The sequence below is a fragment of the Photobacterium sp. ABD4_091 genome, from assembly GCF_056160145.1.
Genome location: NZ_JBSWWQ010000001.1, coordinates 2637292 through 2661651, shown reverse-complemented (window position 1 = coordinate 2661651; position 24360 = coordinate 2637292). Strand labels below are relative to the sequence as shown.

The window sequence follows — 24360 nt, the reverse complement described above, 5'->3', positions numbered from 1 at the left end:
CGCGTATCGGATTAACCGATGTGAGTCACGTTGTTCATGTACTTGCGAAGTACTTCAGGGATACGGATACGACCGTCAGCTTCCTGGTTGTTCTCTAGGATAGCGACCATAGTACGGCCAACCGCTAGACCAGAACCGTTCAGGGTGTGAACTAGCTCAGGCTTCTTCTCGCCTTTACGACGGAAGCGAGCTTGCATACGGCGAGCCTGGAAGTCACCACAGTTAGAACAAGAAGAGATCTCACGGTAAGTTTCCTGTGCTGGAACCCATACTTCTAGGTCGTAAGTCTTCACAGCGCCGAAGCCCATGTCACCTGTACATAGGATCACCTTACGGTAAGGCAATTCAAGCAGCTGAAGTACTTTCTCAGCGTGGCCTGTTAGCTCTTCCAGTGCGTCCATTGAATCTTCTGGACGAGTGATCTGTACTAGCTCAACTTTGTCGAACTGGTGCATACGGATAAGACCACGGGTGTCACGACCGTAAGAACCGGCTTCTGAACGGAAACAAGGCGTGTGCGCTGTCATCTTAACAGGCAGGTCTGCTTCTTCAGAAATCGTGTCACGCAGCATGTTAGTAACTGGCACTTCTGCTGTCGGGATCAAAGACAGGGTACGTGGCTCTTCGTCATTCACTTTCTCAGTCAGCGGCTGAGTGTGGAACAAGTCAGCACCGAACTTAGGCAGCTGGCCTGTACCGAATAGGCTGTCAGAGTTCACTAGGTACGGTACGTACATCTCTGTGTAGCCGTGCTCGTCAGTGTGCAGATCCAGCATAAACTGAGCGATTGCACGGTGCAGGCGAGCAAACTGGCCTTTCATCACGATGAAACGTGCGCCAGACAGCTTAACCGCGCTTGCGAAATCAAGACCGTCAGCCAGTTCACCTAGGTCAACGTGGTCTTTCACTTCGAAATCGTAAGACTGAGGCTGACCCCAGCGAGAGATTTCTACGTTCTCGTTTTCGTCTTTACCAGCAGGAACAGAATCGTCCGGCAGGTTTGGAATCGTTTGTACGATAGCGTCTAGCTCAGACTGAAGCGCAGCCAGTGCTTTTTTCGCGTCGTCCAGCTCAGAGCCTAGGTTGCCAACTTCAGCAAGGATACGCTCAGCTTCTTCGTGATCGCCCTTCGCTTTCGCTTGGCCAATGGACTTCGATCGGGAGTTACGCAGTGCCTGAAGCTCTTCAGTTTTGATCTGAAGTGACTTACGTTTTTCTTCTAGGGAACGTAGTAGCTCTACATCAAGAGTGTAACCACGGCGCGCTAATTTTTCGGCTGTTGCGTCCAGCTCAGTTCGAAGTAATTTAGAATCTAGCATGCTAATCCTGTGCTCATAATGTTCTAAAGTGCACACTATTTAACCAAGTTGATGGCTAAATAATTTATTATTCAGAAGGCGTTAGGCAACCTAACGCTGATCCCTCAACAATACCCAAAAAGCCCTATTATTGATAGCGCTTTGAGGCGCTTTTTGCATCTAAAGAAGCAAGATAATCTAACTTTTCGGAAATTTTGGTCTCTAAGCCCCGGTTTGTCGGCTGATAGTAGCGAGTGCCCGCTAACTCCGGTGGGAAATAGCTCTCGCCAGCCGCATAGGCGCCGGGCTCGTCATGGGCATAACGATATTCCTCGCCGTAGCCCATTTCCTTCATCAGTTTGGTCGGCGCATTACGCAAGTGATGCGGCACTTCATAATCAGGATAGTTAGCCGCATCCAACTTGGCTTGTTTAAAGGCCGTGTAGACCGCATTGCTTTTCGGCGCACAGGCCAAGTAAACAATCGCTTGGGCAATTGCCCGCTCGCCTTCATAAGCGCCCACTCGGGTAAAACAATCCCAAGCAGAAACTGCGACCTGCATCGCCCGTGGATCGGCATTGCCAATATCTTCCGAGGCAATCGCCAGCAAACGGCGGGCGACATAGAGCGGATCACAACCAGCTTGCAGCATACGGGCATACCAATACAGTCCGCCGTCTGGGCTCGAGCCACGGATTGACTTGTGAACCGCTGAAATCATGTCGTACCACAAATCGCCCTTGTTATCGAAGCGAGCAATTTTCTCGCCGGCGACTTCAGCTAGCAACGCCAAGGTGATCTGCTTATTGCCCTGCTTATCCTCATCGGCCATATCAATCAGCTGTTCAAGATAGTTCAGCGACATGCGGGCATCACCACCGACTAACTCGGCCAAACGTTCTTTGACCTCATCGACAAACACCAAGTTGCTCTCGGTAACGCCTCGCTCTTTGTCTTCCAGCGCTTGCTCAATCACCTCTAGGATTTCATCAGTATCCAAAGATTTTAGCTTGTACACCCGGGCGCGAGACAACAATGCGTTGTTAAGCTCAAAAGATGGGTTTTCTGTCGTTGCGCCGATAAAGGTCACTGTACCGTCTTCAATGTGAGGCAAGAAGGCATCCTGTTGGCTCTTGTTAAAGCGATGGACCTCATCGACAAACAAGATAGTGCGACGGCCGGCCATTTTGTTATCACGGGCCTTGTCGATGGCAGCGCGGATATCTTTCACCCCTGATGTTACCGCCGACACACGCTCGACTTCGGCATTGGCATAGTGGGCTGCCACCTCTGCCAATGTGGTTTTACCGGTACCTGGTGGACCCCATAGAATCATCGAATGTAGGTGCCCTGCTTCCAGCGCACGCCTCAGCGGCTTGCCTTCGGCTAGAATATGCTTCTGGCCAATGTATTCCTGCACGGTACGCGGACGCATTCTTGCCGCCAGCGGGCGGAAATCTGATGAAAAGTCCAGGCTGAAATTACTCAAAATCTCCGCTCCTTAAAACAAAATTAGGTGGTACAAGCGTACCACCTAAGTCAATTACTTCACTGTTGGCGGCCTAGATAAGCCGCCTAGTTATTGTACCAGCTTAGTTATTACACATTCCTAGTTGCGCTGGTCATCCAATTCTACGCCCTGTGGTGGCGTGAAGGTAAACAGGCTAGATGCAGGCATTGCTTTGTTGAACTTAGACAGCTTGAAGTTGCTGCGCTGGCCGTCTTGCTCTACCACCGAGAAACTGCGTACTTCGCCTGACTTGGCAACAGTAACTATAAATTTACCCATTGATGATGCACCGCTTTTCGGTGTCAGGGTAAAAGTATCTGCGGTTTGCGAGACGTTATAGTTGGCCCAGTCAGTCGCACTGTTGCGGGTCAACAGCACAAACGGGGTTTGATCCGTAGCATCGTTTAGCCACATCGCTGTCACTTGCTCGATGAACGGGCTGTAGTACCACAGTGTCTTGCCGTCAGAGATCAAGATGTTTTCATCCGGCGTTTCGGTGTTCCAGCGGAACAGGTTCGGCCGCTTGATGGATACATCACCGGTACCTTCTACCAGCAGGCTCCCCTCAGGGCTTACGACAGTTTGGGTAAAGTCGGCACTAAAGGCATTCACTTTACCTAAACGGGTGCTCAGTTCCTGCTGCGGGTTAGCCTGGGCCTGACCTGCCATTAGCAATGGTCCAGCAACCAACATACTCAAAAGCACTTTTTTAATCATTGTGTTAAACCCTTTTCTAATGCCTGCCCTTAGATCGTAGCAGGCATGGTAGTTACAGTTGTCTTGTGTTCAATCAAACGTTAATCACGAAATTGGTTAATCGCGAGGCGGCGGTGGCGGTGCCAGCACCTCACGGTTACCGTTGTGGCCCGGTGCACTCACAATGCCGTGGGCTTCAAGCTGCTCGACAATGCGCGCGGCACGGTTATAACCAATCTTGAAGCGGCGCTGGACACCAGACACTGAACCTCGGCGTGATTCGGCGACAAACGCGGCCACTTCGTCAAACAACTGATCCAAATCGTCATCGCCACCTGTTGGGGTTTCACCCGGCAACAAGCCATCGGCTCCTTGGTCAGCTTCAAGAATACCCTCGATATACTGAGGTTTACCCCTTGCCTTCCAATCATTGACCACGTTGTGTACATCTTCATCCGAGGCAAACGCACCGTGAACGCGGACAGGGTGGTTGCTACCTGCTGGCAAGTAAAGCATGTCACCCATACCGAGCAAGGATTCTGCGCCACCTTGGTCTAGGATGGTGCGCGAATCGGTTTTGGTCGAAACGGTAAACGCCATACGGCTTGGGATATTGGCCTTGATGAGGCCGGTGATCACATCCACCGAAGGACGCTGGGTTGCCAGCACCAAGTGGATCCCCGCCGCACGTGCCTTCTGCGCCAATCGGGCAATCAGCTCTTCAACCTTCTTACCAACAACCATCATCAGATCGGCAAATTCATCGACGATAACCACAATGCTTGGCATTTTTTCCAGCAGTGGTGGGTACTCATCCATGCTATCGCCCGGCTTCCAAAGCGGGTCATGGATTGGGTGACCGGCAGCTGCCGCCTCTTCCAGCTTGGCATTGAAACCAGCCAAATTACGTACCCCACAAGCTGCCATCAGCTTGTAGCGACGCTCCATCTCACCGACACACCAGCGCAAGGCATTGCTGGCATCTTTCATATCGGTAACCACCTCGGTCAATAGATGCGGAATGCCCTCGTAGATAGACAATTCCAGCATTTTCGGGTCAATCATGATGAAGCGGCAATCTTCCGGCTTACATTTGTATAGCAAGCTCAAAATCATCACGTTCACACCCACCGACTTACCAGAACCGGTCGTACCGGCCACCAGCAAGTGAGGCATCTTGCTTAGGTCTGCCACAACCGCTTCACCGGCAATGTCGTAGCCGAGAACAATTGGCAGGGCACTCTTTTTCTGCTGGAAGTTATCACTCGCCACTACCTCAGACATATAAACCGTTTCACGGTTCACGTTGGGTAGCTCCAAGCCGATATACGGCTTGCCCGGAATCACTTCAACCACACGGACCGCAGAGGCTGACAAGGCACGCGCCAAGTCTTTGGCAAGGCCAGAAATACGGCTGACTTTAACGCCAGGTGCAAGATCCAACTCATAACGGGTGATCACAGGCCCTGGATAGACCCCAACCACCTTGGCTTTGATCTTGTAGTCAGCCAGCTTGGCTTCCACCAGCATGGCCGTCTGTTTCAGCTCTGCCTCGGTGGTCGGCTGAACGTTTTGCTTCGGCGGTGCCAGCAAATCAAGCGTTGGCATTGGTGAGGTCGGAGCCGGTAAATCGGCTTCGCGCTTCATCAAGAAGGGGTTATCCAAGCCAGCGGCTTGCGCCTGTGCCTTCTGGGCATCGCGAATTTTCTTGAGGAAGGCTTCTTCGTCACTCAAGCTTTCTTCGCTAACCTCTTCAGCGGGTGCGATTTCACGCTCAGCGCGCTCAAGCTCGGACATGCCATCCTGGACACCAATTTCAATGTCGTGTGCCATTTCAGTATTGCCAGGCGCAGCGGTGGCTGTTAATACCTCCGGCAGGGCTTCAACCATTGTGCTTTGTTGTTGGTACACCGGCTCTGATTCAGCAACAGGCTCGAAAGTAGCAGGTTGAACGACAGTGCTTGGTTGTGCAACAGCCTCAGGTTGAGCAACATGAGACTCTGTTGTAACAGGCTCGAAATGAACCGACGATGAATGCGCTTCGGTTGTTTCAGGAACGAAATCATCAATGTTAAATGACATGCCTGCCGACAGTTCTGCCTCGGATGCAATTTGAGGCTCTGAAGAACCAGGCTCCTTAGCAACAGATACCTCAGCAATAGGCAACTCAGAAACGGAAACCTCAGTAACAGGCATCTCAGCAATCGGCGCCTTAGAAATCGCCTCTTCAGTTACAGTTGCCTCTGCAGCAGCTAGCGCAGCCGTCGCCGCAATAGCTTCATTATTTACCGTGTTATCCATTACCGGTGTTGAAGCCGGAGATGGACTCTGCCCCTCATCAACATACACCGTAAAGTTCTCATCGATATCAAGCTGCCTTTCCAGCTCGGCAATCGTCATGCCTTTGGCTTGCTGGGTGGACTGAACATCAACAACCTCTTCAGCAATAGCTTCACTCGTCTGCGCTGGTACATGAGCTTCAGGGGTGCCCACGGCAGCTGGCTCGATAGGTTCAGCCGATTGCGGCTGAGCCTGTTGAACAACAGGGGTACTGTGTTGCGAAGGCGTTTGGGTATGGATGGCAGGCTGGCTGACTGGCAGCTCTTCGGCTACTACCGACTCGGTACCCGCTTCTGCTTGTGCCGTTGCCGAAGCCGTTGCAGCCGTCACAGCCGCGGCGGTCGCTATCGTTTGGGCTTGGGCTTGGCGGTGACGCTCAGGCATAACAATCTTAGGTTCGCTGGAATCCATTAATGGATCAGCTTGAAGCCCTGCCCCATCCAGTAACGGATCATGCTGCCCCGTCTGGCCGAAGCTTGGCTCCTGGCGGGCAAATCGGTTCCTGTCATCACCCGGCTCAGAAGAAGCACGGCTGCTCGAAGCGAGCAGGACATCATCGGCATCGGGCTCAGGTTCTGTTTGCTGCATGGCCAGCTGGCGGCCAAACTCGGTCTGGTGTTCATCAGGGATATCAGCTGCAAATGGCGTTAATGTCTCTGACTTGTCAGAGCGAACCTTGTTCAGTAGCCACGCCAGCGAGCCAAGTACCGTCTCGCCGATGATATCGACAATGGTGAGCCAGGAGATCCCGGTAAACAGGGTGAACCCCACCGCCCAGGCGAACATCAGAACCAATGTTGCCCCAAGCAGATTGAACAGCGGCAGAGCCATATTTGACACTACATCGCCAATCACGCCGCCGGAAGAGAAGTACCAAATATCATCAAAGTTGAGATCGGCCAGCCCGCAGCTGGTTACAAAGATGATCAACAAGCCGAGCAGGCGGGTGCCATAAATCATGTAGTCCAGCTTGAGAGGCTGCCGGCGGCGACGGAAGAGAACCCAGGCCGCAAGAATGATGACAGCAGGCAATGGATAGGCTAGCGAGCCAAACGTAAAGAATAAGGTATCGGCCACCAAGGCGCCGAAGGCCCCTGCTTTGTTCTGTACCGGCCCCTCCCATGCGGTTTGTGACCATGAAGGGTCTGCAGGATCGAAACTCAACAGCGCAACCATGATGAAAATCGCCGACAAAATGCCGATGATTAGGAAACTTTCCAGTAAGCGCTGTCCCCCGGAAAGGCGCATTTTAGGCTGCTTTTTGCCCTTTACTTTCCTCAAAAAAACACTCCGATGTAACAAATTGCTCTAACGCCCACCCTCCAGCCATGTTCAAGGCAACGGGAGTGATACGCTGAATCTTTTTTAACCAGCAGAACAAGGACATCCCTGCTCATTGTTATTATTATGCCAATGGCTGATGGCGTGTCAGGCGCCAGTAAAACTAATGCCTATCTTATACTAGATAGCGTCATATTTTGCCATTTTGATAAGATGGATATAGGACGGGACGGTAATAATTTGTCAGGATGTGCTGAAAATCCCAGCACCTTGGGTTAGTAATGGCTAACTTAGCCAATCTGTTGATAGCTTGGCGCTTTCATAACTCGACACCAGAAACGAAACAAGGTGCCAGATGCAAAACAATATGCCAGAAACAAAACAAGCGGCTGATAGGCCGCTTGTTTGAACTACCCAAATATTTGGATGTACCTTATTTAAACAGTGAAGCTTAACGTGTTTTGATCACAAGGTTGTTAGTCTGCTTCACTTCTTCCATGACCACGTAGGTACGGGTGTCGTTCACACCAGGAAGGCGCAGCAGGGTTTCACCCAACAACTTACGGTATGCTGACATGTCAGCTACACGGGTTTTCAGCAGGTAGTCGAAATCACCAGATACCAAGTGGCATTCCTGGATGTCTTCGAGCTCCTGCACCGATGCATTGAATAGCTCAAACACATCCGGCGCACCACGGTTTAGTGTGATTTCAACGAAAACCAATAGGGAGGCATCAAGGTACTGCGGGTTTAGCAGCGCGGTGTAGCCACTGATGTAGCCCTGACGCTCTAGGCGTCGTACACGCTCAAGACATGGTGTTGGCGACAAGCCGACACGCTTGGATAACTCTACATTTGAAATACGACCATCTTTTTGAAGTTCATTCAAAATGTTACGGTCAATACGATCCAATTCCTTGGATGGTTTTTTCTTGGTATCTACCATTTTTTATTCCACCTTCTTACTTCCTTGCAAAAAAATATACTACATCTTTCTATTTTTTAGAATCAAATACTCTGTTAGTCAAACTATACTGCCAATAGATCTGCATTTACATCCTTGTCAATAGCCAATCATACTGGATGCCAAGGGAGGAGCAGCATGATTATTGGAGTTCCAAAAGAAATCAAAAATCACGAATACCGTGTTGGCCTAGTCACCAGCAGTGTACGTGAGCTCACATCACTCGGTCATCAAGTACTGGTCGAAACCCATGCCGGTGTCGGGATCGGGCTGTCAGACTCAGACTATGAGAACGCAGGCGCTACAATTATTTCTAACGCTAAAGAAGTTTTTACCAGATCAGAGATGATTGTCAAAGTAAAAGAGCCTCAAGCAGTAGAAAGAGCCATGCTGAGTGAAGGGCAGATTTTATTCACTTATCTCCATCTTGCACCAGATTTTCCGCAAACAAAAGACCTAATAGACAGCAAAGCTGTCTGTATTGCTTACGAAACCGTCACTGATTCCTCAGGCAAATTACCGCTTCTAGCCCCGATGTCAGAAGTCGCTGGCAGAATGTCTATCCAAGCAGGTGCCCAAACACTAGAGAATTCTAACGGTGGGCGCGGCTTGCTGCTTAGCGGTATACCCGGTGTCGAACCTGCCAACGTGCTTATATTAGGGGGCGGTGTCGTCGGCTCCAATGCTGCCCGGATGGCTGTCGGCATGCGGGCCAATGTCACTCTCTTAGACCGCAATGTAGATACGCTAAGGGCGTTGGACTGCGAGTTTAAAGGGGCCGTGAATTTGATTTACTCAACATCAGAAATCATTGATAGGCTGGTACCTGAAGCCGACATTATCATTGGCGCGGTGCTTATCCCCGGCGCGGCGGCGCCTAAGCTGATCACTGCCGAACACGTCAGGCAGATGAAGCCTGGGTCTGCGCTGGTTGATGTCGCGATTGACCAAGGCGGGTGCTTTGAAACCTCCCGCCCGACAACCCATACCGAGCCCACCTACATCATCGATGATGTGGTGCATTACTGTGTTGCCAACATGCCAGGGGCGGTGGCCAGAACATCGGCTTTTGCCCTGAATAATGCCACCCTGCCCTATGTGATTAAACTGGCCAATCTTGGCTATAAGAAAGCGCTATTGGATGATCCGGGATTCCTTGCAGGCATGAACGTCATTCACGGGAAAGTCACCTGCAAAGAAGTAGCCGACAGCTTTGACTTACACTATACCGATCCGACAGTTGCGATAAGCATGTACTAGCACGTGATTCATATATAACCACTAGCTATCACTTATAGCAAATTCATCTAAACAAATTATCACCGCTGCTGGGAATCAACCTCGGCAGCGTGACTTTACAGGGAAAAGCATGCGCTACAATCCCCTCTTTCCATAGCGCGTCAATTTACCTACAATCACCCTTCACAAGATCAAAAATCTCATTCAGCCTGGAGAAGTAATGAGTAACGTAAGACATTGTAAACTGCTCATCCTTGGTTCTGGTCCTGCTGGTTACACGGCTGCAGTTTATGCTGCTCGTGCCAACCTAAACCCGGTAATGATCACGGGTATGCAGCAAGGTGGTCAGCTCACCACCACCACAGAAGTTGAAAACTGGCCAGGTGACGCCGAAGGCCTAACCGGCCCGGGCTTGATGGATCGCATGAAAGAACATGCCGAGCGATTCGAAACCGAAATCATTTTTGATCACATCAATGAAACTGATTTTAGCCAGCGTCCTTTCCGCCTCAAAGGCGATAGCGGCGAATACACCTGTGATGCATTGATCATCTCTACAGGTGCATCAGCCAAATACCTTGGCCTTGAGTCCGAAGAGCTATTCAAAGGCCGCGGTGTTTCTGCCTGTGCGACCTGTGACGGTTTCTTCTACCGCAACCAAAAGGTTGCCGTTGTCGGTGGCGGTAACACTGCCGTTGAAGAAGCGCTTTACCTGTCGAACATCGCTTCGGAAGTGCACCTGATCCACCGTCGTGACACTTTCCGCTCAGAGAAGATCCTGATCAAGCGACTGATGGACAAAGTCGAAAACGGCAACATTATCCTGCACACCGATCGTGTACTGGATGAAGTACTGGGCGACGACATGGGCGTAACGGCTGTTCGCATTAAGGATACCCAATCTGATGCCACCGAGACCCTGGATGTGATGGGTGCCTTCATCGCAATCGGCCACCAGCCTAATACAGGTATTTTCGAAGGCCAGCTTGAAATGAACAACGGTTACATCAAGGTACAATCTGGTACCGAAGGTAACGCGACCCAAACCAGCGTAGAAGGTATCTTTGCTGCGGGTGATGTTATGGATCACACCTACCGTCAGGCCATCACATCAGCAGGCACAGGCTGTATGGCAGCGCTTGATGCCGAGCGCTTCCTCGACGCGCTAGAAGAACAAAAATAATACTGATGGCCACCTTTCAAGGTGGCCTTTTTAGCCTTCACTTTTCAAGCCGGCTCCCTTAGCGGCTCAAGAATTTAATATGGATAAACAATTACAACGCGATTTAACCAAATGGTTGAAATCACAGAGTAAGCTGGCTAAACGCTGGCTCATGCTCAGTGTCGGCCTGGGGTTCTTGTCGGGGTTGCTACTCGTTGGCCAAGCGGCTTTGCTTGCCCATATCCTGCACCAACTCATTATTGAACACACAGATAAATACCAGCTGGTTTCCAGTTTCGCCGGCCTGTTCGTTGTCGTCGGCCTGCGCGCAGCCTGTAGCTGGGGGCGGGAAATTTTCGGCTACCGCTGCGGCGAACAAATCCGGTTGCATATCCGCCAACTGATCCTTCAGCGTTTGCAGGAGCTAGGCCCTGCCTATATCAAAGGCAAGCCTGCTGGTGTCTGGGCAAGCCTTGTGCTTGAGCAAGTAGAAGAAATGCAAGACTTCTTCTCCCGCTATATCCCGCAGATGTCGATTGCAGTACTGGTTCCTTTGGTGATCCTGTTTGCCGTCTTCCCGCTGAACTGGGCTGCCGGTCTGATTTTCCTTATCACTGCACCCTTGGTTCCTATGTTCATGGCCCTGGTCGGTCTAGGCGCTGCTGATGCCAACCGCCGTAACTTCAAGGCGCTGCAACGCCTTTCCGGTCACTTTTATGACCGCTTGCAAGGCTTGTCGACCCTGCGCTTGTTCAACCGTGCCGAAGCCGAAGCTGAAAATCTTCACGCCGCTTCGCATGTACTGCGCAAACGCACCATGGAAGTCTTGCGGATGGCCTTCCTATCCGGAGCGGTATTGGAGTTCTTCTCAGCAATTTCAGTGGCAATCGTTGCGGTTTACTTTGGTTTCTCATTTATTGGTGAGCTTAACTTCGGCCACTACGGCGTACCAATCAGCTTGTTTACCGGTCTGTTCATCTTGGTACTGGCGCCAGAATTCTACCAGCCACTGCGTGACTTGGGCACGTTTTACCATGCAAAAGCCCAGGCTATTGGCGCGGCAGAGTCCATTGTTGAGTTCCTCGACAGCGAAGCTGACGGCATGAGCCAAGGTCAAACCAACCTCGACTCGCCTGAGACTATCTCCATCAGTGCCGACCAGCTGGAAGTACTGAGCCCGCAGGGTCAGGTACTGGCAGGCCCGCTGAACTTCAGTATCAATGCTCATGAGCAAGTAGCACTGGTTGGTCCAAGTGGTGCCGGAAAAACCAGCCTGCTCAATGCGCTATTGGGCTTCTTGCCTTACCGTGGCAGCTTGAAAATCAACGGCACCGAGCTCAACGGGCTAGATCAGAGCCAATGGCGCCAGGCAATTAGCTGGGTGGGACAAAACCCACTGCTACTGCATGGTACAGTTCGCGATAACATTACCCTGGGCAACCCACTGGCAACCGACGAGCACATCAAGCAAGTCTCGCAGCAAGCCTATGCCGATGAGTTTATTCAGCGACTAGAGAAAGGTTACCAGCATCAAGTCGGTGATCGCTCTGGCGGCCTGTCTGTCGGCCAGGCACAGCGTATTGCGGTAGCCCGTGCCATGCTGCAAAGCGGTGCTTTCTGGATCCTGGATGAGCCAACCGCCAGCCTGGACGCCAACTCTGAGCATTTGGTGCTTGAAAGTTTGAAAAAAGCGGTCAGCGGCCAAACCACACTGATGGTGAGCCACCGCCTCGACCAACTCGCCGCCATGGACCGTGTCATGGTGATGGAAGACGGCAAACTGGTCCAGAATGGCCCATTCGAACAGATCCGTGAGCAAGGCTTGCTTGCCGACATGTTAGCCCATACCGACAGGAGGGATCTCGATGCGTGATTTAATCCCTTACCTCAAGCTATACCGTAAACACTGGTTCGGCCTGACACTTGGCATGCTATTAGGATTAGGTACCCTGTTGGCTGCCATGAGCCTGTTGACCCTATCGGGCTGGTTCATTGCGGCTTCTGCGGTAGCTGGCCTGACGATTGCCCGCGAAACCTTCAACTACATGTTGCCGGGTGCCGGCGTACGTGGCTTCTCGATTGCCCGTACCGCAGGGCGCTGGGGTGAGCGCGTGGTCAGCCACAATGCGACGTTCAAACTACTGGCTGACTTGCGTTTGTTCTTCTTCCGCAAGCTGACACCACTGATCCCGGGTCGCCAGACCAACCTGCGCGATGCTGACCTGCTCAACCGTTTGGTGGCTGATGTTGATGCCATGGATCACGTCTATCTGCGTTTGGTCAGCCCATTATTGGTGGGTGTCATCGGCCTGTTGGCGATTACCAGTTTCTTGGCGTGGTTCGACCCAACCATTGGCCTGACTTTGGGTGCCATTTTGCTGGGGCTGATGCTGATCTTGCCGGTTATTTTCTACCGCCTGGGTAAATCCAACGGTGAAACCCTGACCATGGCTAAGGCCAATTACCGGGTGAAGATGCTCGATTGGATCCAGGGCAATGCCGAGTTATTGCTTTTCAATGCCGAAGACCGCTATTACAACGCGGCTCTGGATGAGCAGCAATCCCTGCTGAATGCCCAGCGCAAGATGGCTAACCTCACCGGCCTTGCCAATGCCATCCTGATGGCGGCAACTGGCTGGACCTTGGTATTGATCACCTGGATGGCTGCCGATGGTATTGCAGGCCAAGCACCGGATCCGTTTGTGGCGATGGTGGCCTTCGCAACCATGGCAAGCTTCGAGCTGATGATGCCTGTCGCGGGCGCATTCCAATACCTGGGGCAAACCCTGACTTCAGCCCGCCGACTCAATGAAATCATTGAAGCCACACCGGATACCCCGTTTGATGCCAACGGCCACAGTGCCGAGGTTAAAGGGGCGCTGGATATCCAGGACATTAGCTACACCTACTACGGTAGCGACGAGCCGGTACTGAAGAATATCTCTTTGGCTATCGGTGCAGGTGAGAAGGTTGCGTTACTTGGCCGTACAGGCTGTGGTAAATCAACATTATTGCAGCTCATCACGCGCAACTGGGATCCGCAGCAAGGGCAGATCACCCTCGATGGTGTCTCGCTGCCGCAGTGGCAGGAAGCGCCTTTACGTAAAGCCATTACTGTTGTCAGCCAGCGCGTTGATGTCTTCAATGGCTCACTGCGCGAGAACCTGCTGCTTGCCAAACCGGCAGGCACAGACGAAGAGTTCAGCGATGTATTGGATAAAGTTGGGCTAAGCGCATTGCTAGAAGGCAAAGGCTTGGATACTTGGCTAGGCGAAGGCGGCCGCCAGATTTCTGGAGGTGAACGCCGCCGTATCGGTATCGCCCGTGCCCTGCTGCACGATGCCCCTATCCTATTGATGGATGAGCCGACCGAAGGCCTTGACCGCCGTACGGAACAGCAGATCATGAGCTTGTTGCTGGAGCACGCCAAAGACAAGACGGTACTGTTCATTACCCACCGACTGGTTGGCCTAGAGCACATGGATCACATCTGCTTGATGGACGAAGGCGAGATCATCGAGCAAGGCAAGCACCATGCCCTGCTGAGCCAAAACGGCCGCTACACCGAGCTTTGGCAGCGTATCTAACCATTTCGCTGTATTGGATATGTCATAACCAAAACGAGAGCCACTAGGCTCTCGTTTTTTGTTTGCGGCATGGGTAATAGGCAATATGTAATTAAACCGGCATCGTCCAGTCTTCATTGATACAAGCCGTCAGGATATGGTCTTCCCACTTGCCGTTGATAAGCAAGTAATCCTTTGCCTCACCCTCAATCACAAAGCCGCACTTTTTCAATACTGCTGCACTCTTGGCATTGCGGGGCATATAAGCCGCCATGATACGGTGGAAACTCTGATCTTCGAACATCCAGCAATTGGCCGCGGCCAGCGCCCTGGTCATTAGCCCCTGCCCTTGGCTATCCTGGTCAAGCGAATACCCGACATGGCAAGCGTGGAAAGGGTGGCGAACTAGGTTGCTGTAATTAACCACCCCGCATATCTCGTCACTACCTTTTTGTTGGATCACAAAATAGTAAGCCATTTTATGCTTATGCAACTGCATCAGTTGCTCTAGGCGACGATGCCACCCGGTTTCAGTGAAGAAGGCTTCTTCACGCAGCGGCTCCCAAGGCTGGAGGAAAGCCCTGTTGCGCTGGTAGTAAGCGGTAATCGCCGCCACATCTTTGGTGGAAATAAGCCTGACCGTCGCATCACCAATGTCGATTGACGTTGCCCGGCTGATAATCGAATGAAACAACAGCACTTTATCCTTTTGCCATATGCAATGTTGAAAAGTTAGCACAGCCTGCAAACAATGAATACACCTAAGCGATAAACTTATTTCATGACAAAGATTTGCCCCAACGTTTGAACTATCATTGTGATAGCCGCGCCGCGTTTGACGCTAACCAACACAGTGAAGATTATGTATTACGATCACCTTGATACGGTATTGGGAAAAATATATTTATTGGCAGACGAGCAGGGACTACGACAGCTTACCATCGCCAGTGGCGGATTCACCCCAGACAGCCACTGGGAGCATGACCCAGATTTCATGTCCCCTTATACCCAACAGCTCGCTGAATACCTCGACGGGAAAAGAAAACAGTTCACTGTTCCCCTCGCCCCTCCCGGTACCAACTTCCAGCAGCAAGTGTGGCAAGCCATCTGTGATATCCCCTACAACAGCCACCGTTCTTACCAACAAATCGCCACCCATATCGAACACTCCACAGCCGTCCTCGCCATCGGCATGGCCAAAAACGTCAACCCTATCCCGATTATTATTCCGTGCCACCGGGTCGCGACCGAAGTAGAGGCCCAGCAAAGCTGCCGCTATGGCCAAGATCTGATCTGCCAGCTAAGGGAGCTGGAGCAAGGGAAGCTGAAGTTGTTGAAGTAATCAAACCAGGTAACGGGTTTACTGGATCCTAGTTCCTAGGTGTAGATTTTCATTTATGGCAGAGATGGCTAGCTCTTTCTAGGATCTAGGAACTGCTTTATCTAGGATCCGCTTCTCCTAGGACCTCGTTCCCGCTTTTCCAAGAACCTAAAAAAGACAAAGGGAGCACTCAGGCTCCCTTTGACGTTTGATCAATGACTAAATCGGCAGCTTAATGTTTTCCGATCCCATACTCACGTAGCTTGTTGGCGACGGCGGTGTGCGAAACACCCAGTCTTTTCGCCAGCTTGCGTGTCGACGGGTAGCTACGGTAGAGGCTGTTAAGGATCCCCGATTCATAGCGCTTCATGATTTCATCCAGCGAGCCGTCCAAAGTCTCTTCGCTGATCACCGTTGCCGACTCATTTTCCGGCAACTGGATATCATCGACACTGATCTCCGTCCCCTCAAGCTGGGTCATGGCACGGAACAGGACATTGCGCAGCTGGCGGATGTTGCCAGGCCATGCATATTGGCTCAGGTACTGTGCAACCTCTGGCGAGATAGACGGCTTTGACTGCTGCAGCTCCTGGGCAAACTGGCTCAGGAATAGATCTGCCAGCGGCACAATATCAGCAGTTCGCTCGCGAAGCGGCGGCACGTTCAACGCCAGGACATTAAGGCGGTAATACAGATCTTCCCTAAATTGCCCTGTCGCCACCAATTCCGGCAGCTTCTTCTGGGTCGAGCAGATCACACGCACATCTACCTTCATTTCCTTCTCTTCACCAACCCGGCGGAAGGTACCGTCTTGTAGGAAGCGAAGCAGTTTGATCTGCAGGTGTTCGGACATTTCGCCGACTTCGTACAGGAAGGCGATACCGCCATCGGCCTGCTCGAAGATACCCTTCTTGCCCGGCTCGGTAGCTGTCGCAGCCATACCGAACAGTTCGGTTTCTGCCGCGTTGTCCGGCATCGACATACAGTTGACCAATAGGAACGGGTTATCGCGGCGCAGCGAGCGCTGGTGACACGCCCTTGCCAGCATCTCCTTGCCGGTACCGGTTTCACCTTGGATAAGCAGCGGCGCATCCAGCATCGCCAACTTCTTGGCCTGCGACACCAACTGCTTGAAACGTGATGACTGACCCACAAGATGCTCAAAACCGTTATCACCGCTGAGCTGGCGCATCGCCAGCGGCATCTTGGCTTCCGATAGAGATTTCAGCAGGATGACGGCACTAGCCAGTACCTGCTCTTCGGTTTCGTCAGTCACATAAACCGGCATGACTTCCATCATGTAATCAAGGCCGGACAACACCACCAGCTCACTGCGGCGGCTGGCTTTTTCTTTCTCTAACCAATTATGGACATTAAATCCCACAAAGGTCTGGATATGTTCACCGACAATTTCTTCACGGCTTTTGCCAAGCAATACTTCAGCCGCGTCATTGGCCAGGTCAATCTTGCCTTGCAAGCTGATAGAGAAAAACGGATCAGGTAAGGCTTCAAGCAATGCTTTCAGTTCTTTGTGTTCACGCTCGCTCGGCATGAACTGGATCTTTCTGACATCAGTCACCCCGTCCAACTGGCGGATCTGCGACATCAATTGGCTGAATTGTTCGAATTCAATTTCAGGGCAATTCAGGTAAATAATCCCAACCCGGTCAATTTCAATGCCCCGCAAGTCAATTTGCCGGCTCGCAAGGATATCCAGCAGCTCTCGGGTCATGCCAAGTCGGTCTTCACAAAAGACTTGTAGCCTCATATTTATTATCTTCCAAGGTGTCAGGAATTGTTGACACTAGAAGTTTGCGCTTTACCCGTAGTGGAGTCAAGTCATTGACGTCCAGAGCTGAGAGGTTGCGCACTATCAATCCATCGTAAGAAAAATAAAGACCCATAATGGGCCTTCATATAATTAGCTACGCCTTACTCTTGGCGCTCCTTGTGGGTTAGCCTGCTGAGCAGATCCCTGCGGATTTCACTCAGTTTAGGCTGCTCTTCGGGCTGCCATGGCAAAGGCCGCATCAGGCTTATCGCCTTGAGTCCCAGACGGCCAGTCAGTAAGCCAACCCCGACCCCTTGCGCGACCCGGGTAGACATTCTTCCCGCCAAATCCATCGACAGCATATCCATTCCGCTATCGGCGATCAGTTCACTCGCCCCTGCAACGGCCATGTTAGCCAGCACCAGTTTCACCAACTTGATCCGCGACCAGTAACCCAGTTCAACCCCATATACCTTGGCAATCTGGTCAATCAAGCGGAAGTTGCGCCACGCCACCAGCAGCATATCGGCCAAGGCCAACGGACTAACTGCAACCATAACAGCGGCCTCACTGGCATATTTCGCCACCAATTTGCGCGCGAGCTTATCTTGCTGGCCCAGCACCATTCGATCATAGAGTTGCATCACTTCACGGTCATTATGGGTGGCCGCCAGAGAATTGAGCCATTTGTCATAGCCGGCATGCTCTTCCTTAACATTGCCCTGCTTGGCCAGCTTGGTGCAAAACACCTTGGCCTGACCGATCCCGTCGGCATCCAGAAACGCCTGTGCCTGCTCGCGCTCGCTCTGGCGCTGTTTTAAGCGACGAAGGCTCAGTAGCTCACGCCACAAAGCGGTAATCCCAGCGCCAGCTATACCAGCAACAATCACGCTCCAGCCAAGAGCCAGCCAGTCCCCGCCCTGATAGGCTGTCACGACATAGTCCACCGTCTGCCAACCCACCATTGCAGCACCTGCGACCAGCAGCCCCTTCAGCCAGCCTGAGCGGCGCTTAGGCTTGCCACGCAGTGCCCTATCGAGTTCAGCTTCGACATCGTCTTGGTCGCTATCTGTTGTTTCTGGCAAGAAGCTCTTTTCCTGCTCGGCAAACTGGAGCTGAGACGTCAGCTCCGCTTCAGCAGCACCAGGCTCAGGCTTGACGGGTTCATCAAACACAATTTTACTTTTTAGCGGCTCACTCATTGCAGTTTGTCCCCTAGCAGGTACTCCATCGCCTTATCCATTCGGATATGCGGCAATGGCTCGTCGCTTTGCATTTCAAGCGGACGGAAATTAATAAAATCAAAGCCTGACTGCTGCCAAAAGGCATCATTCGGCAACCGGCGCGGTACTTCTCCGGGGAACAAGGTCTTGGCTTGCCCGTCAAGCTGATGGCCCCTCAACGCGGGAACTTGGCGGCCGTGGTAGTCAACAAAGCCAGGCTCGGTCGCCTGGATCGACGACAGGCTGACACAATCCATCTTGATCCCCTCGAACGAGGCAGTCTGCCACGCTTCGTTCACCAGCTGCTGCAGCAAGCTGACCAGGTTGGGATGCTGCTCCGGCGTAACATGATCGGCCTTGGTCGCGGCAAACAGCACCTTGTCTATCCGTGGCGAGAACAGCCGCTTGAGCATCGAGCTGCGGCCATAGCGGAAGCTCTGCATTAGCTGATCCAGAGCCTGGCGCATGTCATTGAAAGACTCCGGCCCGGCATTGAGCGGTTGCAGGCAGTCAACCAATATGATCTGGCGGTCAAACTTGGAAAAATGCTCTTTGTAAAACGCCTTCACCACATGCTGCTGGTAATAGCGGTAGCGGCTCTTGAGCATGCCGAGGTTGGTTTCATCACTGGCGTCATTCCACTGCTGCTCAGTGATTTTCTCCAGCCAAACCATAGGGAAGAACTGGAGTACCGGTGCCCCGGCCAGTTCACCCGGCAATACAAAGCGTCCCGGCTGCACCCAGTGCAGGCCGCCCTCGGTTTTGCACTTGTACAAGTATTCGGTGAACCGCGCCGAGATATGCTCGATCAACGCTTCATCAGCCGGCGCCAGTGGGTCAAACTCCTCGGCCATAGCCAACCAATCAGCTGCAAGCTCGGCACGCTTGCCTTTCAAAATCTGGGCCTGCTGGCGCGACCACGCCATGAAATCCAGCTCCAGCAGCGGCAAATCCAACAGCCACTCACCGGGGTAATCGACAATATCCAGATACAAGGTCGCGGTATCTTGCAACAACTTCATCGGCCCACGCTGCGGCTTGTAGCGCAGAGCCAAGCGGGTCTGGCTAACATCCCGGGTCGGCTCGGGCCAGCTTGGCGGCGTTGAAAGCAACGCGCCCATGCCCTCTTCATAGGCAAACTTTGGCACATGCATATCAATTTGCGGCACCCGCTTGGCACCCAATAGCTGACCATCCCTGACAGCGGTGAAAAGTGGCAACCTCGGATTGGTGCTCACATGCATAAGCTGATTGACCAGTGAAGAAATAAAAGCAGTCTTACCCGCCCGGGACAGACCCGTCACCGCCAATCGGACATGGCGGTCTAAACTCCGGTTCACCAGTTTGTTCAACCCATTGCTAAATCGATTCATACACTTTCCTGAAAAAATTCATCCACAGCACGAAACAGCTCATAGCCAAACTATACACCGGCCGTAATTAACCCTTGATGAACCATTACGTTCACCTATCACACACTCTTTGTGTATACAGAGAAGAAAATGTTCCTTGCCGGAAAAAGAAAAGCAGGCGATTGCCTGCTTTCGTACTTGCCTGCCCGCTAGAGGTTGCGGAACTCGCGGTCTACCTTAAAGGCCGAGGAAGTTACATAGGACTCCATATCACGCAGTTCCTGCTCTATATTATCGAGCTCGACTTCTACATTGTGCAGAATTTGCCCCGCAGGTTTTCCTGCTTGCCAGGGCTTCTGCTTGACATGATGCTCGCGGAAGATGGTCTGTTGCTGGCTTCGCTCTTCCGGCATCTTCTCAAGGATAAAGCAGGCTGCGATGTAGGCCACGGTAACGAAGAAGCCTACCCCAAGTAAAAACGCTGACACAGTGAGGATCCTCACCAACCAGATTTCCATACCAAAGTATTCGGCAACACCGGCACAAACGCCACCTAGCTTGCCGTTTTTCGGATCGCGATAGAGGGTTTTACTCATGATTTACGCCTCCATTGCGGCACTTCCGCATCCAAAATCCGCTCCAAGGTGACAATCCGCTCTTGCATCTGCTCTGCGCGAACCACCAGCTCCTGCAGTTTCTGCTGGTCATCGCCAGACAGCCCTTCACTTGCATGCTTCTTGCTACGATAGTGGAGGATCAACCACAGCGGGGCAACAAAGATCATGAATACGACTAACGGCCAAACAATAAACCCCATAGACATTATTTTTCTCCTTTAATTCGCGCAGATTCAATTCATTAGATTGTCACAATAGCTAAAGCCATCATAACAACCAATTCCCGTTAAGGTGAATTACTCTTTGTCCTTGAGGTTGGCTTTCATGCGCTCAAGTTCTTTTTCAATTTCGTCCTGTGCCTGCAAATCAGCAAACTCGTCCTGCAGGTTCTTGCCACGGCCAATGCTGTAACTATCGGCTTCGGCTTCCATCTCGTCGATACGGCGCTCATACTGCTCAAACTTCGACAGCGCCTCGTCTACCTTACCAGTATCCAATTGGCGACGAACGTCACGGCGGGTATCCGCTGCCTGGTGGCGCATTACCAGCGCTTGCTGGCGGGCACGAGTTTCCTGCAGCTTACGCTCAAGCTCAGCGACTTCCGCAGCCAGCTTCTCGATGGTTTCTTCCACCAGCTTGAACTCTTCATGCAGGGTAAGCGCAACATCGTTGAGTTTCTGTTTTTCAATCAACGCAGCGCGCGCAAGATCTTCACGCCCTTTCTGGATAGCCAAGCTGGCTTTATCCTGCCAGTCACGACTCTGCAACTCGATAGCCTGGATACGGCGCTGCAGCTCTTTCTTGTCTGCCAATGCGCGTGCAGAGGATGTACGTACTTCAACCAGCGTATCTTCCATTTCCTGGATGATAAGGCGGATCATTTTCTGAGGATCTTCAGCTTTATCCAGCAAGGAATTGACGTTGGCGTTAACAATGTCGGCAAAGCGAGAAAAAATGCCCATAATTACATCTCCTAAAATAAATGTGGTCCTGGGTCCTGGGTCCTGCAGCCAGCTTGGCTGGCCAAAAACTAATGTCAGCTCTTGCTCTATCAGATTTAGTTCTCCTGCTCCTTCCAGGAACTAGGATCTGCTCTTCCAAGGGCCATGTTCTTTGATATATCAACAAGCATGCCAACTTTTTGTCTGTTATATATCATATGGTTACCTTTACACCTCAACAGGCCGCCTGCTAAGGTGTAACTAATTACGCCAACTATTAGCGAGATTAACCATGCGCAAAACAGATAATCTGATCGGCGAGTCAGAGGCTTTTCTCACCGTTCTAGACCAAACCTCCCGCCTTGCCCCGCTGGATCGCCCAATCCTGATCATTGGCGAACGGGGAACGGGTAAAGAGCTGATCGCCCAGCGATTGCATTATCTATCACGCCGCTGGGATCAACCTTTGGTCTCGCTAAACTGCGCCGCGCTGAGCGAGGGTGTAATCGATTCCGAGCTGTTCGGCCATGAGGCGGGCTCCTTTACCGGTGCAAAAGGCAAGCACCAAGGGCGCTTCGAGCGCGCGGAAAACGGGACGTTATTTCTCGATGAGCTGGCCACCGCACCTATGGGGGTGCAGGAAAAACTCCTCCGGGTCATCGAATATGGCGAGTACGAGCGTGTTGGCGGCAGCAAGACCTGCCAAGCCAATGTCCGGTTGATCTGTGCTACCAACGAGGATCTACCCCAACTCGCCGCAGACGGGAAATTCCGTTCAGATTTGCTCGACCGGCTCGCCTTTGACATCATCCACCTGCCCCCCCTCCGTGAGCGCCAGGAAGATATCTTGCCACTGGCCGAATACTACGCAGTGAAAATGTGCCGCGAGCTAAATTTCAGTTTTTTTGCAGGTTTCACCCTAGAGGCGCAGCAGCAGCTGCAAAGCTTCCCGTGGCCGGGTAACATCCGAGAATTAAAAAACGTGGTGGAGCGCTCGGTGTTTCGACACAGCCGTGAAGATGAGCCGGTCGACACTATCATTATCGATCCATTCAGGCCGCCCTGGTTGCTCGATGATGACAACCAAGCCGGCGCATTAGCAAGCCAGGCAGACGGCAGCCCGCAAACACAAGATACAGCTTGCGAGTGGTCGTTACCCATCGATTTTCGCCAATGGCAGCAAGATCAGGAGGTTGCCATGCTACAGCAGGCACTTGAACAGGCACAGTTTAACCAGCGCAAAGCCGCCGAGTTACTATGCTTGAGCTACCATCAACTGAGGGGCCTATTACGCAAGTATCAACTGGTCGGAAATGAGTGATAGCACTTTTTTGTATACTTTCCGTCCATCAAACACCCAGAATTAACAGGTATTTTAGTGAGGTGACTTGGTGAGAGAGTGGGTTAGTGGTAAATTTATAATCTTGTTTCCAAAAAATTTCCTTATCCTATGAGCGCCTATACTCGTCTTTTGCTAGTGTGCGTCAGCCTTGCCGGCCTGATTGGCTGTAGTGATGACCCGCAGCAGGATAGCAATATTCGCAGCCGCGGCTTCGTCTATTGCGGACAAGATAAGCCAGCAACCTTTAACCCACAGTTAATCGATGGCGGACTGACAGCTGATACTCTGGCTGCACAACTTTTCGACCGCCTGCTTATGCTTGATCCCGTCAGCCACCAGCCGCTGCCATCGCTGGCAAGTGGTTGGACTATCAGTGATGACGGCCTGGTGTATACCTTTACCCTTCGGGAGGGTATCGAGTTTCAGACTACCGACTGGTTTACCCCGACACGCCAGCTCAATGCCCAGGATGTGGTGTTTAGTTTCAAGCGAGTTATTACGCCTGATCACCCATTCCATGCCGTCTCCGGTGGGCGCTACCCATGGTTCGACAGCCAGGGCTTCACCCATCTTATTGAAGATGTCGAGATCGTTGACCCGCTTACGGTAAAATTCACCCTCAGCCGCCCTGACAATGCTTTCCTGTCTAACCTGGCCACAACCTATGCCGTGATCCACTCGCAGGAATACGCCGAGCAAGCCCTGCGGGCAGGTAAGCCCGATCAATTGGACTCCCTCCCTGTCGGTACTGGGCCGTTTTACTTGGACAGCTACCAAGCCAACGACTTTGTCCGGCTAAACCGCCATGAGGGCTACTGGCTGGGCGTTGCACCGATGGAGCAAGTGGTGTTCGATATTGCCAGCCGCGGTACCGGAACGCTGGCTAAGTTGCTGAGCCACGAGTGTGATGTGCTGTCATCCCCTGTTGCCAGCCAGCTCCCTATCATCAGTGCCGACGAAGACTTCAACCTCAATGCCCAAACCGGTATGAATGTGGCTTTCTTGGCGCTGGATAACAACCAGCCAGAGCTCAGCGATGTGCGTGTGCGCAAAGCCATCAACCACGCAATCAACCGCGAGAACCTGCTCAACTCGGTTTACTACGGCACTGGTACCAAGGCACGCAGCATCCTACCGCCGATGTCATGGGCCTATAACCACGGCAGCCAGGCTCTGGATTACGACCCGGCAAAAGCCCGCACCTTGCTCAAGGAGGCTGGCTTTGAGAAAAACCTTAGCCTGACCTTGTGGGTGCCGCTAGAGCCACGCCCTTACAATCCAAGTCCGAGAAAAACCGCCGAGCTGATCCAAGCAGATCTCAATGCGGTCGGGGTAAAAGTCGATATCATTACCCAAGATACAGTCAGCCGATTCAGTGCCATCGACAAGTACAACAGTGACTTGATCCTCACTGGTTGGGTGGCAGATAACGGCGATCCGGATAACTTTCTGCGCCCGCTGCTCTCCTGCGATGCCAAGCAAGCCGGCCTGAATGTGGCGAACTGGTGCAACCTCAGCTTCGACAACCTGCTGGAGTTAGCATCACGCACGCCGAAACTGAACCAGCGACTCAATTACTACCACCTTGCTCAGGATATACTCGACACCGAGGTACCTATTGTACCGCTGGCCCATGGCGTCCATTTCCAGGTTCACCATAAATCCTTAGAGGGTTTACAAATGAGCCCGTTTGGCACCCGCTCCTTCTCGACAGTCTTCCGCCGGGGCGAGATCTAA

At 52.2% G+C, this 24360-nt stretch carries 19 protein-coding genes; 7 read left to right on the top strand and 12 right to left on the bottom strand.

Features of this window, described 5'->3' with window-relative positions:
- Positions 1 to 11 precede the first annotated feature (11 nt).
- The 5 genes from serS to lrp form a co-directional block, all read right to left on the bottom strand.
- Positions 12 to 1319: a serine--tRNA ligase gene (gene serS / locus ACXAGQ_RS12275; protein ID WP_475254122.1), complete on the bottom strand. Its 1308-nt coding sequence runs from the start codon at positions 1317 to 1319 to the stop codon at positions 12 to 14.
- Positions 1320 to 1446: 127 nt separating this feature from the next.
- On the bottom strand, positions 1447 to 2787 hold the full coding sequence (locus tag ACXAGQ_RS12270) for a replication-associated recombination protein A (protein WP_475254121.1): 1341 nt from the start codon (positions 2785 to 2787) through the stop codon (positions 1447 to 1449).
- A gap of 120 nt (positions 2788 to 2907) precedes the next feature.
- Positions 2908 to 3522 (bottom strand): outer membrane lipoprotein periplasmic chaperone LolA, encoded by a 615-nt coding sequence (gene lolA / locus ACXAGQ_RS12265; protein WP_475254739.1) that lies wholly within the window; start codon positions 3520 to 3522, stop codon positions 2908 to 2910.
- A gap of 99 nt (positions 3523 to 3621) precedes the next feature.
- On the bottom strand, positions 3622 to 7125 hold the full coding sequence (locus ACXAGQ_RS12260) for a DNA translocase FtsK 4TM domain-containing protein (protein WP_475254120.1): 3504 nt from the start codon (positions 7123 to 7125) through the stop codon (positions 3622 to 3624).
- A gap of 451 nt (positions 7126 to 7576) precedes the next feature.
- Complete coding sequence (lrp, locus tag ACXAGQ_RS12255) at positions 7577 to 8071, bottom strand: leucine-responsive transcriptional regulator Lrp (RefSeq protein WP_255041380.1); 495 nt, start codon at positions 8069 to 8071, stop codon at positions 7577 to 7579.
- 156 nt (positions 8072 to 8227) lie between these two features.
- Here lrp and ald point away from each other — a divergent pair, with 156 nt between their 5' ends.
- The 4 genes from ald to cydC all read left to right on the top strand — a co-directional run bounded on the left by ald (position 8228) and on the right by cydC (position 14077).
- Positions 8228 to 9349 carry an alanine dehydrogenase gene (ald, locus tag ACXAGQ_RS12250; RefSeq protein ID WP_475254119.1) on the top strand — a complete coding sequence of 374 codons (1122 nt, stop codon included), beginning with the start codon at positions 8228 to 8230 and terminating at the stop codon, positions 9347 to 9349.
- Positions 9350 to 9548: 199 nt separating this feature from the next.
- Positions 9549 to 10511, top strand: a complete 963-nt coding sequence (gene trxB / locus ACXAGQ_RS12245) for a thioredoxin-disulfide reductase (protein WP_475254118.1) — start codon at positions 9549 to 9551, stop codon at positions 10509 to 10511.
- A 79-nt stretch (positions 10512 to 10590) separates the two neighbouring features.
- Positions 10591 to 12363: a heme ABC transporter permease/ATP-binding protein CydD gene (gene cydD, locus ACXAGQ_RS12240; protein ID WP_475254117.1), complete on the top strand. Its 1773-nt coding sequence runs from the start codon at positions 10591 to 10593 to the stop codon at positions 12361 to 12363.
- Positions 12356 to 14077, top strand: a complete 1722-nt coding sequence (gene cydC / locus ACXAGQ_RS12235) for a heme ABC transporter ATP-binding protein/permease CydC (RefSeq protein ID WP_475254116.1) — start codon at positions 12356 to 12358, stop codon at positions 14075 to 14077. Before cydD ends, cydC begins: the two co-directional genes overlap by 8 nt.
- Positions 14078 to 14168: 91 nt before the next feature.
- Here cydC and rimJ read toward each other — a convergent pair whose 3' ends face one another.
- Entirely contained in the window at positions 14169 to 14750 is a 582-nt protein-coding gene (gene rimJ / locus ACXAGQ_RS12230) for a ribosomal protein S5-alanine N-acetyltransferase (protein ID WP_475254115.1), read from the bottom strand.
- Positions 14751 to 14918: 168 nt separating this feature from the next.
- Here rimJ and ACXAGQ_RS12225 point away from each other — a divergent pair, with 168 nt between their 5' ends.
- Entirely contained in the window at positions 14919 to 15398 is a 480-nt protein-coding gene (locus ACXAGQ_RS12225) for a methylated-DNA--[protein]-cysteine S-methyltransferase (protein ID WP_475254114.1), read from the top strand.
- A 211-nt stretch (positions 15399 to 15609) separates the two neighbouring features.
- Here ACXAGQ_RS12225 and tyrR read toward each other — a convergent pair whose 3' ends face one another.
- From tyrR to pspA, 6 genes are all read right to left on the bottom strand, one after another.
- Complete coding sequence (gene tyrR / locus ACXAGQ_RS12220; protein WP_475254113.1) at positions 15610 to 17145, bottom strand: transcriptional regulator TyrR; 1536 nt, start codon at positions 17143 to 17145, stop codon at positions 15610 to 15612.
- Positions 17146 to 17309: 164 nt separating this feature from the next.
- Positions 17310 to 18350 (bottom strand): YcjF family protein, encoded by a 1041-nt coding sequence (locus tag ACXAGQ_RS12215; protein ID WP_475254112.1) that lies wholly within the window; start codon positions 18348 to 18350, stop codon positions 17310 to 17312.
- Entirely contained in the window at positions 18347 to 19744 is a 1398-nt protein-coding gene (locus ACXAGQ_RS12210; protein WP_475254111.1) for a YcjX family GTP-binding protein, read from the bottom strand. Before ACXAGQ_RS12210 ends, ACXAGQ_RS12215 begins: the two co-directional genes overlap by 4 nt.
- Positions 19745 to 19932: 188 nt before the next feature.
- Complete coding sequence (pspC, locus tag ACXAGQ_RS12205) at positions 19933 to 20319, bottom strand: envelope stress response membrane protein PspC (protein ID WP_475254110.1); 387 nt, start codon at positions 20317 to 20319, stop codon at positions 19933 to 19935.
- On the bottom strand, positions 20316 to 20546 hold the full coding sequence (gene pspB / locus ACXAGQ_RS12200; RefSeq protein ID WP_475254109.1) for an envelope stress response membrane protein PspB: 231 nt from the start codon (positions 20544 to 20546) through the stop codon (positions 20316 to 20318). The genes pspC and pspB overlap by 4 nt, the downstream gene beginning before the upstream one ends.
- A gap of 90 nt (positions 20547 to 20636) precedes the next feature.
- Positions 20637 to 21302, bottom strand: a complete 666-nt coding sequence (pspA, locus tag ACXAGQ_RS12195) for a phage shock protein PspA (protein WP_475254108.1) — start codon at positions 21300 to 21302, stop codon at positions 20637 to 20639.
- A gap of 271 nt (positions 21303 to 21573) precedes the next feature.
- Between pspA and pspF the strand changes: the two genes are divergently transcribed.
- Together pspF and sapA are read left to right on the top strand one after the other, a co-directional pair.
- Positions 21574 to 22602: a phage shock protein operon transcriptional activator gene (gene pspF, locus ACXAGQ_RS12190; protein WP_475254107.1), complete on the top strand. Its 1029-nt coding sequence runs from the start codon at positions 21574 to 21576 to the stop codon at positions 22600 to 22602.
- Between the two features lie 129 nt (positions 22603 to 22731).
- Positions 22732 to 24360, top strand: a complete 1629-nt coding sequence (sapA, locus tag ACXAGQ_RS12185; protein ID WP_475254106.1) for an ABC transporter substrate-binding protein SapA — start codon at positions 22732 to 22734, stop codon at positions 24358 to 24360.

Coding starts and splice junctions, on each gene's coding strand:
- ACXAGQ_RS12225 (WP_475254114.1), top strand. CDS start 14,919: ATGTATTACGATCACCTTGATACGGTATTGGGAAAAATATATTTATTG.
- cydC (WP_475254116.1), top strand. CDS start 12,356: ATGCGTGATTTAATCCCTTACCTCAAGCTATACCGTAAACACTGGTTC.
- pspC (WP_475254110.1), bottom strand. CDS start 20,319: ATGAGTAAAACCCTCTATCGCGATCCGAAAAACGGCAAGCTAGGTGGC.
- sapA (WP_475254106.1), top strand. CDS start 22,732: ATGAGCGCCTATACTCGTCTTTTGCTAGTGTGCGTCAGCCTTGCCGGC.
- pspA (WP_475254108.1), bottom strand. CDS start 21,302: ATGGGCATTTTTTCTCGCTTTGCCGACATTGTTAACGCCAACGTCAAT.
- ACXAGQ_RS12210 (WP_475254111.1), bottom strand. CDS start 19,744: ATGAATCGATTTAGCAATGGGTTGAACAAACTGGTGAACCGGAGTTTA.
- pspB (WP_475254109.1), bottom strand. CDS start 20,546: ATGTCTATGGGGTTTATTGTTTGGCCGTTAGTCGTATTCATGATCTTT.
- lrp (WP_255041380.1), bottom strand. CDS start 8,071: ATGGTAGATACCAAGAAAAAACCATCCAAGGAATTGGATCGTATTGAC.
- trxB (WP_475254118.1), top strand. CDS start 9,549: ATGAGTAACGTAAGACATTGTAAACTGCTCATCCTTGGTTCTGGTCCT.
- cydD (WP_475254117.1), top strand. CDS start 10,591: ATGGATAAACAATTACAACGCGATTTAACCAAATGGTTGAAATCACAG.
- tyrR (WP_475254113.1), bottom strand. CDS start 17,145: ATGAGGCTACAAGTCTTTTGTGAAGACCGACTTGGCATGACCCGAGAG.
- serS (WP_475254122.1), bottom strand. CDS start 1,319: ATGCTAGATTCTAAATTACTTCGAACTGAGCTGGACGCAACAGCCGAA.
- ACXAGQ_RS12215 (WP_475254112.1), bottom strand. CDS start 18,350: ATGAGTGAGCCGCTAAAAAGTAAAATTGTGTTTGATGAACCCGTCAAG.
- pspF (WP_475254107.1), top strand. CDS start 21,574: ATGCGCAAAACAGATAATCTGATCGGCGAGTCAGAGGCTTTTCTCACC.
- ald (WP_475254119.1), top strand. CDS start 8,228: ATGATTATTGGAGTTCCAAAAGAAATCAAAAATCACGAATACCGTGTT.